General features: G+C 65.7%; 13 protein-coding genes. 5 read left to right on the forward strand and 8 right to left on the reverse strand.

The features are described from left to right. Positions 1–4: 4 nt before the first annotated feature. From sdhA to C5F75_RS25465, 4 genes are all read right to left on the reverse strand, one after another. Positions 5–1,780: a succinate dehydrogenase flavoprotein subunit gene (gene sdhA, locus C5F75_RS25450; protein ID WP_059582803.1), complete on the reverse strand. Its 1,776-nt coding sequence runs from the start codon at positions 1,778–1,780 to the stop codon at positions 5–7. Positions 1,781–1,783: 3 nt separating this feature from the next. Beyond that, complete coding sequence (gene sdhD, locus C5F75_RS25455; protein WP_006487767.1) at positions 1,784–2,152, reverse strand: succinate dehydrogenase, hydrophobic membrane anchor protein; 369 nt, start codon at positions 2,150–2,152, stop codon at positions 1,784–1,786. 4 nt (positions 2,153–2,156) lie between these two features. Continuing rightward, complete coding sequence (gene sdhC, locus C5F75_RS25460) at positions 2,157–2,573, reverse strand: succinate dehydrogenase, cytochrome b556 subunit (RefSeq protein ID WP_059582807.1); 417 nt, start codon at positions 2,571–2,573, stop codon at positions 2,157–2,159. A 168-nt stretch (positions 2,574–2,741) separates the two neighbouring features. Continuing rightward, the gene (locus C5F75_RS25465; RefSeq protein ID WP_059583137.1) at positions 2,742–3,557 is read right to left on the reverse strand and encodes a GntR family transcriptional regulator; all 816 of its coding nucleotides are present in this window, start codon (positions 3,555–3,557) and stop codon (positions 2,742–2,744) included. Between the two features lie 297 nt (positions 3,558–3,854). Between C5F75_RS25465 and C5F75_RS25470 the strand changes: the two genes are divergently transcribed. The 5 genes from C5F75_RS25470 (at position 3,855) to acnA (ending at position 11,039) form a co-directional block, all read left to right on the forward strand. Continuing rightward, positions 3,855–4,841 carry a malate dehydrogenase gene (locus tag C5F75_RS25470; RefSeq protein WP_006487742.1) on the forward strand — a complete coding sequence of 329 codons (987 nt, stop codon included), beginning with the start codon at positions 3,855–3,857 and terminating at the stop codon, positions 4,839–4,841. Positions 4,842–5,035: 194 nt separating this feature from the next. Beyond that, positions 5,036–6,043: an HpcH/HpaI aldolase/citrate lyase family protein gene (locus C5F75_RS25475; protein WP_059582810.1), complete on the forward strand. Its 1,008-nt coding sequence runs from the start codon at positions 5,036–5,038 to the stop codon at positions 6,041–6,043. A 229-nt stretch (positions 6,044–6,272) separates the two neighbouring features. Then, positions 6,273–6,788 (forward strand): hypothetical protein, encoded by a 516-nt coding sequence (locus C5F75_RS25480; RefSeq protein WP_059582813.1) that lies wholly within the window; start codon positions 6,273–6,275, stop codon positions 6,786–6,788. 29 nt (positions 6,789–6,817) lie between these two features. Then, positions 6,818–8,269, forward strand: a complete 1,452-nt coding sequence (locus C5F75_RS25485) for a bifunctional 2-methylcitrate dehydratase/aconitate hydratase (protein WP_059582817.1) — start codon at positions 6,818–6,820, stop codon at positions 8,267–8,269. A 52-nt stretch (positions 8,270–8,321) separates the two neighbouring features. Next, positions 8,322–11,039 (forward strand): aconitate hydratase AcnA, encoded by a 2,718-nt coding sequence (gene acnA / locus C5F75_RS25490; RefSeq protein ID WP_059582818.1) that lies wholly within the window; start codon positions 8,322–8,324, stop codon positions 11,037–11,039. Positions 11,040–11,142: 103 nt separating this feature from the next. Here the strand turns inward: acnA and C5F75_RS25495 are convergent, their stop codons facing one another. From C5F75_RS25495 to C5F75_RS36900, 4 genes are all read right to left on the reverse strand, one after another. Continuing rightward, on the reverse strand, positions 11,143–11,580 hold the full coding sequence (locus C5F75_RS25495; protein WP_059582820.1) for a DUF1801 domain-containing protein: 438 nt from the start codon (positions 11,578–11,580) through the stop codon (positions 11,143–11,145). Then, the gene (locus C5F75_RS25500; RefSeq protein ID WP_059582822.1) at positions 11,577–12,008 is read right to left on the reverse strand and encodes an SRPBCC family protein; all 432 of its coding nucleotides are present in this window, start codon (positions 12,006–12,008) and stop codon (positions 11,577–11,579) included. Before C5F75_RS25500 ends, C5F75_RS25495 begins: the two co-directional genes overlap by 4 nt. Next, complete coding sequence (locus C5F75_RS25505) at positions 12,008–12,331, reverse strand: ArsR/SmtB family transcription factor (protein ID WP_059582824.1); 324 nt, start codon at positions 12,329–12,331, stop codon at positions 12,008–12,010. The genes C5F75_RS25500 and C5F75_RS25505 overlap by 1 nt, the downstream gene beginning before the upstream one ends. A gap of 61 nt (positions 12,332–12,392) precedes the next feature. Then, on the reverse strand, positions 12,393–12,566 hold the full coding sequence (locus tag C5F75_RS36900) for a hypothetical protein (RefSeq protein ID WP_181035463.1): 174 nt from the start codon (positions 12,564–12,566) through the stop codon (positions 12,393–12,395). Positions 12,567–12,844 lie beyond the last annotated feature (278 nt).

The raw sequence follows: 12,844 nt of genomic DNA on the forward strand, positions 1-12,844 counted from the left end.
CGGCTTAGAACGTGCGCGGCTTCGGCGGCACGGAATCGACCGTCAGCGGCTTCATTTGAACCGGCTTGTAGTCGAGGCGGTCGCCTTCGCTGTACCACAGCGTGTGGCGCAGCCAGTTCTCGTCGTCGCGGTGTTCGTAGTCGCTGTGCGCGTGCGCGCCGCGGCTTTCCTTGCGCGCCTCCGCCGACACCATCGTTGCGCGGGCCACTTCGATCAGGTTCTCCAGCTCGAGCGCTTCGACGCGCGCGGTGTTGAACACCTTCGACTTGTCCTTCAGGTGGATGTTTTCCACGCGCGCCTTCAGGCCGGCCATCTGGTCGACGCCTTCCTTCAGCAGCGCCGACGTGCGGAACACGCCTGCGTGCTTCTGCATCGTCGCGCGGATGTCGTTCGCGACGTCCTGCGTGTACTCGCCCGAGCTCGACTTGTCGAGCTTGTTCAGGCGCGCGAGCGAGAACTCGCCCGCATCCGCCGGCAGCGGCTTGTGTTCCTTCTGGTTCTTCACGTGCTGGACGATGTGGTTGCCGGCCGCGCGGCCGAACACCACGAGGTCCAGCAGCGAGTTCGTGCCGAGACGGTTCGCGCCGTGCACCGACACGCACGAGCATTCGCCCACTGCGTAGAAGCCGTTGACCGGTTCCTTGTGATCGCGCGACGTGCCGACGACCTGACCGTGGATGTTGGTCGGGATGCCGCCCATCTGGTAGTGGATCGTCGGGACGACCGGGATCGGCTCCTTGATCGCGTCGACGTTCGCGAACTTCAGCGCGATTTCGCGGATCGACGGCAGACGCTTCATGATCGTCTCGGCGCCGATGTGCGACAGGTCGAGCAGCACGTGATCCTTGTTCGGACCGACGCCGCGGCCTTCCTTGATTTCCTGGTCCATCGAGCGCGACACGAAGTCACGCGGCGCCAGATCCTTCAGCGTCGGTGCGTAGCGTTCCATGAAGCGCTCGCCGTTCGCGTTGCGCAGGATGCCGCCTTCGCCGCGCACGCCTTCGGTGATCAGCACGCCCGCGCCGGCCACGCCGGTCGGGTGGAACTGCCAGAACTCCATGTCCTGCAGCGCGATGCCCGAGCGGGCCGCCATGCCGAGGCCGTCGCCGGTGTTGATGAACGCGTTCGTCGATGCCGCGAAGATCCGGCCTGCGCCGCCCGTCGCGAACAGCGTCGTCTTGCCTTCCATGATGTAGACGTCGCCCGTCTCCATCTCGAGGGCCGTCACGCCGAGCACGTCGCCGTCCGCGTCGCGGATCAGGTCGAGCGCCATCCATTCGACGAAGAACTGCGTCTTTGCCTCGACGTTCTGCTGGTACAGCGTGTGCAGCAGCGCGTGACCGGTACGGTCGGCGGCCGCGCAAGCGCGCTGGACCGGCTTCTCGCCGTAGTTCGCGGTATGGCCGCCGAACGGACGCTGGTAGATCGTGCCGTCCGCGTTACGGTCGAACGGCATGCCGAAGTGCTCGAGTTCGTACACGACGTTCGGCGCTTCGCGGCACATGAACTCGATCGCGTCCTGGTCGCCGAGCCAGTCGGAACCCTTGATCGTGTCGTAGAAGTGGTAGTGCCAGTTGTCTTCGCTCATGTTGCCGAGCGACGCGCCGATCCCGCCTTGCGCGGCGACCGTGTGCGAACGGGTCGGGAACACCTTCGACAGCACGCCGACCGACAGGCCCGCGCGCGACAGTTGCAGCGCCGCGCGCAAGCCGGAGCCGCCCGCGCCGACGATCACGACGTCAAACTTGCGGCGCGGGAGGGAAGTTTTGATTGCAGCCATTCTTTACACTCTCCAGAGAATCTGCGCGGCGTAGCCCGCACATGCGAGCAGCCAGACGATGGTCAGCGATTGCAGCAGCAGGCGCACACCGACGGGCTTCACGTAGTCCATCCAGATGTCGCGCACGCCGACCCATGCGTGGTAGAAGAGGGAAAGCAGCATCACGAAGGTCGCGAGCTTCATCCATTGCGCGGCGAAGATCGATGCCCAGCCTTCGTACGAAAAATCGTGCGCGCCGAAGAACAGGACGAGCAGAATGACCGTGTAGACCGCCATGATCGTGGCGGTGACGCGCTGCGCGAGCCAGTCGCGCAGGCCGTAGTGTGCGCCGACGACGAGGCGCTTCGAGCCGATTCGGTTGTTGGCTGCCATTTTCTTAGAATGCTCCGAACAGTTTGAGTGCCATGGCGATCGTCAGCGCGATCGAGACGACAAAGACGACGACGGCCGTCCGCTTGCCGCCTTCCTTCGAGACGGCGTCGTGGTTGACGTCCATCAGCAGGTGGCGAATGCCGGCGCAGAAATGGTGGAAGAAGGCCCACGACAACGCGAGGACGATCAGCTTGACGACGATGTTGGAGAGGAAAGCCTTGAAGACTTCGAAGCTGAGCTCGGAAGTGAGGCTCTGGTCGAAGAGGAACAGCAGGAACGGCAGGAACAGGAACAGCAGCGCGCCGCTGACTCGGTGGAGAATCGACAGTATCGCCGCCAGCGGCATGCGATACTTCAACGTGATGTCGCCGATTCCGATGTTCCGGTATTCCGGCCTCGGCTTTCTTACTGCGTCAGTCATGCTAGACCCCTACTATGTTGTCACACTAATCCGCGATTTTAGCGCCTTTTCATATCGCGCTGCAGCGAAAGTCTGCTCTGGATAATTGCGCGAACACGAACAAAGGCGGCCCGAAACGTGCTTCGCGAGCGTGGGAAACGCGAATGCACGCGGCTGAACCGAACGTCGTCAGCTCAAGTCATTCTGATAGTAGTACCCGGTTGTGACATACCAGCCGCGACGCACTTCCACCGGCCGGTCCCCGTACGTATAGGACACGCGCTCGACCGACAGCAGCGGGAAACCCGCCGGCACGTGCAGCAGGTCGGCCACCGCCGGATCCGCCGCGACCGCGCGGATCTTCTCCGTCGCGCGGATCATCCGCGTACCGAACTCCGTCTCGAACATCGCGTAGAGCGGCCCCTTGTATTCGCTCAACCGCTCGAACGTCAGCCCGCGGAACATCGCGCCCGGCAGCCAGATCTCGTCGAGCACCGTCACTTCGCCGTCGAATTCCAGCAGGCGGCGCACCTGCACGACGGGGTCGGCGGGCTTCAGGTCGAGCTGACGCGCGATCTCGGCCGGCGCGCGCAGGCGCCGGCATTCGAGCAGACGGCTCACGTGCGGGTGCTCGGCGCCGTCGTCGGCCAGCAGACGCAGAAAGCGGAATTGCGCGCGATCCTCGTTGTGCGTTGCAACAAAAGTACCCTTGCCCTGCCGCCTGACCACCAGGTTTTCGGCGGCCAGCTCGTCGATCGCCTTGCGAACGGTGCCCTGGCTGACCTTGTAACGGGCCGCGAGCTCCACTTCGCTCGGGATGATCTCGCCCGGCTTCCATTCGCCGGATTCGAGACTCTGCGTGATCAACGACTTGATCTGCTGGTATAACGGGCTGAACGTCGGCGACGCGGCCGCCGCGGGCGAAGCCGCGGGATCGCCCGCGCCCGGCTGCCCTGGGCCGCCTGCGCCGGTCTGATTCGCGGTGTTCGCCTGGTTCGATGTCATGGCGCGCATTTCATCACAAACCGCACTTTTTCGTCCACTCAATTTCCGCAAAACATCTGTCTTATATAAGACATATGATACCGTTTGACTTTGCGCGTGACGGCTCCTACACTCCCGGTCGAGCAAGGGTTCGCGGGTGCAACAGCGCGTCCCCGGCTACGTGCCACGGCCGTCTCCAGGTTCACCGCGTCCGCCATCGCGAGTCCTCCGCCCTGCTTCAATGCAACGCTACGCACAACGCGCATAGAATGGCGTTTTCGCTCGCGTCCAACGCTTCACCCGTCCTGGAGATTTTCAATGGCTAAGCCCGCAAAGCGCGTTGCCGTCACCGGCGCCGCAGGTCAAATCGCTTACTCCCTGCTGTTCCGCATCGCGAACGGCGACCTGCTCGGCAAGGATCAGCCGGTCATCCTGCAACTGCTCGACCTCCCGCAAGCCCAAGCCGCCGTCAAAGGCGTCGTGATGGAACTCGACGATTGCGCGTTCCCGCTGCTCGCGGGCGTCGTGATCACCGACGATCCGAAGGTCGCGTTCAAGGATGCCGACGTCGCGCTGCTGGTCGGCGCACGTCCGCGCTCGAAGGGCATGGAGCGCAAGGACCTGCTGTCGGCGAACGCCGAAATCTTCACGGTCCAGGGCGCCGCGCTGAACGAAGTCGCGAGCCGCGACGTGAAGGTGCTGGTCGTCGGCAACCCGGCGAACACGAACGCGTACATCGCGATGAAGTCGGCGCCGGATCTGCCGAAGAAGAACTTCACGGCCATGCTGCGCCTCGACCACAACCGCGCGCTGTCGCAGCTCGCCGCCAAGTCGGGCAAGCCGGTCGCGTCGATCGAGAAGCTCGCCGTGTGGGGCAACCACTCGCCGACGATGTACCCGGACTTCCGCTTCGCGACCGCCGAAGGCGAATCGCTGCTGAAGCTGATCAACGACGACGTGTGGAACCGCGACACGTTCATCCCGACCGTCGGCAAGCGCGGCGCGGCGATCATCGAAGCGCGCGGCCTGTCGTCGGCAGCGTCGGCGGCGAATGCGGCGATCGACCACGTGCGTGACTGGGTGCTCGGCACGAACGGCAAGTGGGTCACGATGGGCATCCCGTCGGACGGCTCGTACGGCATCCCCGAAGACATCATCTACGGCGTGCCGGTCACCTGCGAAAACGGCGAATACAAGCGCGTCGAAGGCCTGGAAATCGACGCGTTCTCGCGCGAGAAGATGGACGGTACGCTGGCCGAGCTGCTCGAAGAGCGCGACGGCGTCGCCCACCTGCTGAAGAACTAAGCATCACGCATCGGGCCGGGCAGCCTTCGGGCGCCCGGCTTCGGCGCGGGCCGGCATGCCGCCGGCCCGCGCCGAGCGATCCGATTCGCGCACGTTTTGCCGCCGTTTTGCCGCCTCGCGCCACCTCTCGCCGGCCCAGAACCTGCCCGAATCCGATTTTCTCCACGTTGACCCGCTTCCCTGACGTAGAAGAGATGGCCGCGCTCACTCCTGCACAAGTGCTCTACGACGGGGCGTCCCCGCCCGCGATCCTGCCCTGCTGCGATCACTACGCGGGCAGCGAGAAGCTGATGCGCAAGTCGCTCGCACTGCAGGCCGAGCTGGGTCCCGTGTTCGACCTCACGCTCGACTGCGAGGACGGCGCGGCCGTCGGCCAGGAAGCCGCGCACGCGGCGCTCGTGGCCGACCTGCTCGGCAGCGCCGAGAACCGCTTCGGCCGCGTCGGCGTGCGCATCCACGACTTTTCCCACCCGCACTGGCGCGACGACGTGCGCATCGTGCTGCGCGCGGCGCGCGTACCGGCCTACATCACGCTGCCGAAGATCGCGAACGCCGCCGACGCGGCCGAAATGACCGCGTTCATCGAAGGCACGCGCCGCGAGCTCGGCATCGCGCAACCGATCCCTGTCGACGTGCTGGTCGAAACGCACGGCGCGCTCGCGCAGGCGGCCGCCCTCGCCGCGCTGCCGACGGTCGGCACGCTGAGCTTCGGGCTGATGGATTTCGTCTCCGCGCACCACGGCGCGATCCCCGACTCCGCGATGCGCTCGCCCGGCCAGTTCGATCACCCGCTCGTGCGCCGCGCGAAGCTGGAAATCGCCGCGGCCTGTCACGCACACGGCAAAACATCGTCACACAATGTGACGACCGAGGTGCGCGACATGAGCGTGGTCGCCGGCGATGCGCGCCGCGCGCGCGACGAATTCGCCTTCACGCGGATGTGGAGCATTCACCCCGCGCAGATCCGCCCGATCGTCGACGCGTTCGCCCCGCGCACCGACGAAGTCGCGCTGGCCGCCGAGATCCTGCTGGCCGCGCAGGCCGCCGACTGGGGCCCGACGCGCCACGGCGATACGCTGCACGATCGCGCGAGTTATCGTTATTACTGGTCGGTGCTGCGCCGTGCGCGGGCCACCGGCCAGCCCGTACCGTCCGAGGCCGCGCCGCTGTTCGGCCCGGCCGCCGCGGGCGTCGCGCATTGAGTGCGCGCCGCCGGCCGAGCCACGCGTTGCATGCATCCGCCGGCACGCGAGCCGGCAGACGTTTGCGAAACGACAAAAAACGTAACGGAGCCCGAAAACCTGATATATGCGCGGCCAAATAGGTGAAAATAGCGGCCGCTGCGCGCTTTCGGGGCGCGTGCAGTTTCAAACCGGCCGGCAGTGTCGATTGCCGGCCCTTGTCAACTGATTATCGAAAGGTTCTGACTCCATGAAGAAACTCCTGATCGCTACCGCCATCGGCGCCTTGTCCGCCACGATGCTGGTGTCGGCTCCGAGCGCGTTTGCCCAGGGTACGGCCACCACGACCGCGAAGAAGGCAGCGGCCAAGCGCCCGGCGCCGGCCAAGCGCATCATCCCGCGCAGCAAGAAGGCGCAGGCGCGCGCGGCCGCCAAGGTCGATCCGGTGCCGGAAGGCGCGGTCAAGTGGTCCTGCAAGGAAGGTCTGTCGTTCGATCTCGCCGGCGACATGAAGCGCGACCAGGTCGTCACGGTTCACTGGGCGAAGAAGAACTACAAGCTGCCGCGCCAGACCACGACGACGGGCGCCGACACGTTCTACGATCCGGCAGCAGGCTTCAAGCTGGTCGTGATCCCGACCAAGGCGATGCTGTTCTCCGACGCGAACGGCGGCGAGCGCCTCGCGGACGAGTGCGTGACGCCGGAAATGGCGCAAGGCGGCGCAGCGCCGACGCAGGCGAACGAACTGAAGCCGGCAACGAACTAAGCGCGCGTTTTTCCGCTCTCGGCCCCTCGATGTCCGCCCCGGTCTCCAACGTCCGCCCTGCTCCGGATACGGTACTCGTCGACATCGTCGACTACGTGCTGAACACCGGCATCGACAGCGCGCTCGCGCTGGAGACGGCGCGTCATTGCCTGATCGACACGCTCGGATGCGGACTCGAGGCGCTGTCCTACCCTGCCTGCACCAAGCTGCTCGGCCCCGTCGTGCCCGGCACGATCGTGCCGAACGGCGCGAAGGTGCCCGGCACGTCCTTCCAGCTCGATCCCGTCCAGGCTGCGTTCGGCATCGGCGCGATGATCCGCTGGCTGGACTTCAACGACACCTGGCTCGCCGCCGAATGGGGTCATCCGTCCGACAACCTCGGCGGGATCCTGGCGACGGCCGACTGGCTCTCCCGCACGGCCCGCGCGGCCGGCCGCAAGCCGCTCGCGATGCGCGACGTGCTGGTCGCGATGATCCAGGCCCACGAGATCCAGGGCTGCCTTGCCCTCGAGAATTCGTTCAACGCGGTCGGGCTCGACCACGTGCTGCTCGTGAAGGTCGCGTCGACGGCCGTCGTCGGGCGCCTGCTCGGGCTTACGCGCGACGAGCTGATCAACGCGGTCTCCAACGCGTTCGTCGACGGCCACGCGCTGCGTACCTACCGCCATGCGCCGAACACCGGTTCGCGCAAATCCTGGGCGGCCGGCGACGCCACGTCCCGCGCGGTGCGCCTCGCGCTGATCGCGAAAACGGGTGAAATGGGCTATCCGTCGGCGCTCACCGCGAAGACCTGGGGCTTCTACGACGTGCTGTTCGACGGCAAGCCGTTCCGCTTCCAGCGCCCGTACGGCACGTACGTGATGGAAAACGTGCTGTTCAAGATCGCGTTCCCCGCCGAATTCCATGCGCAGACGGCCGCCGAGGCCGCGCTGCTGCTGCACGCGCGGCTCGCCGCGGCGGGCCGCACGACCGACGACATCGGCCGGATCACGATCCGCACGCACGCGGCCGCGATCCGCATCATCGACAAGCAGGGCCCGCTCGCCAATCCGGCCGATCGCGACCACTGCATCCAGTACATGGTCGCCGTGCCGCTGCTGTTCGGCCGGCTGACGGCGGCCGACTACGAAGACTCGGCCGCGGCGGACCCGCGCATCGACGCGCTGCGCGCGAAGACCGTGTGCGTCGAGGATCCGCAATTCACGAAGGATTATCACGATCCGGACAAGCGATCGATCGCGAATGCGCTGACGATCGAGTTCACGGACGGATCGAAGCTTGCCGAAGTGGCGGTCGAGTACCCGCTCGGCCATCGGCGGCGCCGTGCGGACGGCATCCCGCTGCTGGTCGAGAAGTTCAGGACCAACCTCGCCCGCCGCTTTCCGGCCAAGCAGCAACAAGCGATTCTCGACGTGTCGCTGGACCAGGCAAAGCTCGAAGCGATGCCGGTCGATGAGTACGTCGATCTGTATATGATCTAGCCGTCAGATACAGGACTCTTTGTTTCCTAGCCTCAAACCCAGGAAAATCACCATGGCCCACAATCTCCACAAGACCCTCAAGGAATTCGACAGCGGTTCCGGCAAAGGCAAGTTCTACTCGCTGCCGCAGCTCGGCAAGGAACTGAAGACGAAGATCGAACGCCTGCCGGTGTCGATCCGCATCGTGCTCGAGTCCGTGCTGCGCAACTACGACGGCAAGAAAATCACCGAAGAGCACATCGAGCAGCTCGCGAACTGGAAGCCGACCGCGAAGCGCGTCGACGAGATTCCGTTCGTCGTGTCGCGCGTCGTGCTGCAGGATTTCACGGGCGTGCCGCTGCTCGCCGACATCGCGGCCATGCGCGGCGTCGCCGAGCGCACGGGCAAGAACCCGAAGAAGATCGAGCCGCTGGTCCCGGTCGATCTCGTCGTCGACCACTCGGTCCAGATCGACTACTTCCGCCAGAAGGACGCGCTCGACCTGAACATGAAGCTGGAATTCCAGCGCAACAACGAGCGCTACCAGTTCATGAAGTGGGGCATGCAGGCGTTCGACACGTTCAAGGTCGTGCCGCCGGGCGTGGGCATCGTCCACCAGGTGAACCTCGAATACCTCGCGCGCGGCGTCCACAAGAAGACGGACGGCGCCGACACCGTGTACTACCCGGACACCCTCGTCGGCACGGACAGCCACACGACGATGATCAACGGCATCGGCGTGGTCGGCTGGGGCGTGGGCGGCATCGAGGCGGAAGCCGGCATGCTCGGCCAGCCGGTGTACTTCCTGACGCCGGACGTCGTCGGCGTCGAGCTGAAGGGCAAGCTGCGCGAAGGCGTGACGGCCACCGACCTCGTGCTGACGATCACGGAAATGCTGCGCAAGGAGAAGGTCGTCGGCAAGTTCGTCGAATTCTTCGGCGAAGGCACGCGCTCGCTGTCGCTGCCGGACCGCGCGACGATCGGCAACATGGCGCCGGAATACGGCGCGACGATGGGCTTCTTCCCGGTCGACGAAAAGACGATCGAGTACTTCGAAGGCACGGGCCGCACGAAGGCCGAAATCGCCGCGTTCGAAAACTACTTCAAGGCGCAGAATCTGTTCGGCATTCCGAAGGCCGGCGACATCGACTACACGAAGACGGTGACGCTCGACCTCGCGACGGTCGCGCCGTCGCTGGCGGGCCCGAAGCGCCCGCAGGACCGCATCGAGATCGGCCACGTCAAGTCGACGTTCACCGACCTGTTCTCGAAGCCGGTCGCGGAAAACGGCTTCGCGAAGAAGGCGGAAGACCTGAACACGCAGTACACGACGAGCAACGGCGTCGACGTGAAGAACGGCGACGTGCTGATCGCCGCGATCACGTCGTGCACGAACACGTCGAACCCGAGCGTGCTGCTGGCGGCCGGCCTGCTCGCGAAGAAGGCGGTCGAGGCCGGCCTCACGGTCGATCCGAAGATCAAGACCTCGCTCGCGCCGGGATCGCGCATCGTCACCGAATACCTGACGAAGACGGGCCTGCTGCCCTACCTGTCGAAGCTCGGCTTCGAAGTCGCGGCGTACGGCTGCACGACCTGTATCGGCAACGCGGGCGACCTGACGCCGGAGCTGAACGAAGCGATCACGAAGAACGACATCGTCGCGGCGGCCGTGCTGTCGGGCAACCGTAACTTCGAAGCACGCATCCACCCGAACATCCGCGCGAACTTCCTCGCGTCGCCGCCGCTCGTCGTCGCGTACGCGATCGCCGGCAACATCACGCGCGACCTGATGACCGAGCCGGTCGGCAAGGGCAAGGGCGGCCGCGACATCTACCTCGGCGACATCTGGCCGACGAGCGACGAGATCCACGCGCTGCTCAAGTTCGCGCTCGATCCGAAGAAGTTCGAGGACAACTACTCGAAGCTGACCAAGAAGGGCGACCTCTGGAGCAAGATCGAGGGCGAAACGGGCGAGGTCTACGACTGGCCGAAATCGACGTACATCGCCGAGCCGCCGTTCTTCGGCAACGACTTCTCGATGGAACCGGCCGCGTCGATCCCGACCGTCAAGGGCGCGCGCGCGCTGGGCATCTTCGGCGATTCGGTCACGACCGACCACATCAGCCCGGCAGGCTCGATCAAGGAAGATTCGCCGGCCGGCAAGTGGCTGAAGGAAAACGGCGTGCAGAAGGCCGACTTCAACAGCTACGGCTCGCGCCGCGGCAACCACGACGTGATGATGCGCGGCACGTTCGCGAACGTCCGGATCAAGAACCTGATGATCCCGGCGAAGCCGGACGGCACGCGCGTCGAAGGCGGCCTGACGATCCACCAGCCGAGCGGCGAACAGCAGTCGATCTACGACGCGGCGATGCGGTACGTCGCCGCCGGCACGCCCACCGTCGTGTTCGCGGGCGAGGAGTACGGCACGGGCTCGTCGCGCGACTGGGCCGCGAAGGGCACGCAGTTGCTCGGCGTGAAGGCCGTGATCGCACGCAGCTTCGAGCGCATCCACCGCTCGAACCTGGTCGGCATGGGCGTGCTGCCGCTGCAGTTCAAGGGCGCGGACAGCGTCCAGTCGCTCGGCATCACCGGCGAAGAGACGTACGACATCGAAGGCCTCGGCGACGATTTCAAGCCGCAGCAGGACGTCACGCTCGTGATCCATCGCAAGAACGGCGAAACGCAGCGCGTGCCGGTGCTGCTGCGCATCGATACGCCGATCGAAGTCGACTACTACAAGCACGGCGGGATCCTGCCGTTCGTGCTGCGCTCGCTGCTCGCAGCGTAAGCGCTGCCTGTTGCAGGTGCCGCAGCCGCCTCGCGGGCGGTTGCGGCCGATTTGGATGCCCGACCTCGTGTCGGGCTTTTTTTCGCCGGTGCTCGATGCGGCCTTACGCCGCCTTGTCGCCGCGCGCCTTCGCGGCCGCCCCTCGCGCGTTCTTCTTCAAATGCATGCGGTTGTATTCGATTGCCGCACGCACGAGGTGCTTCAAGGCCCGCTTGTCGATCTCGTCGCCTTCGACAAAATCGATCGCGCGACGCGCGTTCCCTTCGAGGCCCGCATTGAACAACCCGTCGGGATCGGGCAGGTGCGCGCCGTGCATGAACGTCAGCTTCACCTTGCCCTTGTGCGCGTTCGCGACCGCGATCATCCCGTCGCACGACCACACGGGGCTGCCCATCCACTTCCATTCCTCGACGATGCCCGCTTGCGCATCGAGGATCGTCTGGCGCAGGTCGGCGAGCGTCTCGCCGCGCCAGTCGGCGATGCCGGCGATCAGCGCGTCGATGCGCTCGGACGGTTGCAGCTCGTTGGCACGCGTACTCATGCGCGGGCCTCCGTTTGCGCGTCGGGGCGCGCCAGCACCTGTTCGAGCGCGTCGAGGAACCGTACCCAGCCGTACTGCGCGCCGCGATACGCCTGCTCCTGATCGGGCCGGAAGCCGACCTGCTCCATGCGCAGGCGCGTGCCGGCAGGCGTCGGCGTGAGTGTCCACGTCACGACGCTTTCGAGGCCGTGGGCGGCCCACGTATAGGACAGCGCGCGGTGCGGCTCGATCGTGAGGACCGTGCAGTCGACCGAGCCCCAGTCCGCCCGGAAGCTGAACGCCCGGCCCGCGACGGGCTCGAAGTCGCTCTTCATCAGCCACGCCTCGATCAGGTGCGGTTGGGTGAGCGCGCGCCAGATCTTCTCCGGCGGATGGGGCAGCTCCCGGTCGACGACGACGGAGCGGGTTTCGGTAGTGGCTTGGTTCATTACTGATCCATCCTTTTGAGCAGATCTTCAAGGGCATCGAACCGGCTCCGCCAGAAGCCCGCCATCTGGCTCGTCCAGTCGATCAACGGGGCCAGCGCCTGCGGCTGCGCGCTGTAGTGCGTCTGCCGGCCTTCGTGACGGTCGTTCACGAGCCCGGCCTGCTTCAGTACGCCAAGGTGCTTCGACACGGCCGGCTGCGACACGCCCGCATCGGCCGTGAGCGCGGCAACCGTCAGCTCGCCCTCCGCGCACAGCCGCTCGAAAAGCGCGCGGCGCGTCGGATCGGCGAGTGTCCGGAAAAGCGTGTCGTGTGCATTCTGCATATCGGTCACAATTCATAACTCTGTGGTTATGAATTCAAGAATATCCGCTGATCGGCTCGAGTCAAGGCGGGATTTCGCGAACGGCGCCGTTCGATTCGGCGCACGCATCGCTCGGTCGCGCCGGCACGCGGCCTTCGTCGAATTCGAGACTCTCCTCTAATCCGCAGTCGCGCCACGCGATCCGAAAGCCGCCTGCAAGACTGCCCGGCGCGCTGTTCCACAGTTCGGGAAACATCCGGGCTCCACCGGCCCCGTCGTTGTGCATGCGCGAATCCGTTCCTGACGAGTCGCTTCCAATGACCACATAGTGCGATACGGCGCGCAGCCATTGACACGCACACGCCATGCATCCATGCGGCGCGCCCTTCCGGGACCGCGCACATTCCGATGCTGCAACGAACGGCTCGTGTGTGCGAGCGACGCGCGTTGCCGCGCCGTCGTACCGCAAACCGGTTCGCTCACCGGGCCCACCATCGCCGTCGCGTACGCCGCCGCGCGTGCCCGCCATGCGTC

Origin of the sequence: Burkholderia anthinoferrum (assembly GCF_002925705.1) — a bacterium.
GTDB lineage: Bacteria > Pseudomonadota > Gammaproteobacteria > Burkholderiales > Burkholderiaceae > Burkholderia > Burkholderia semiarida.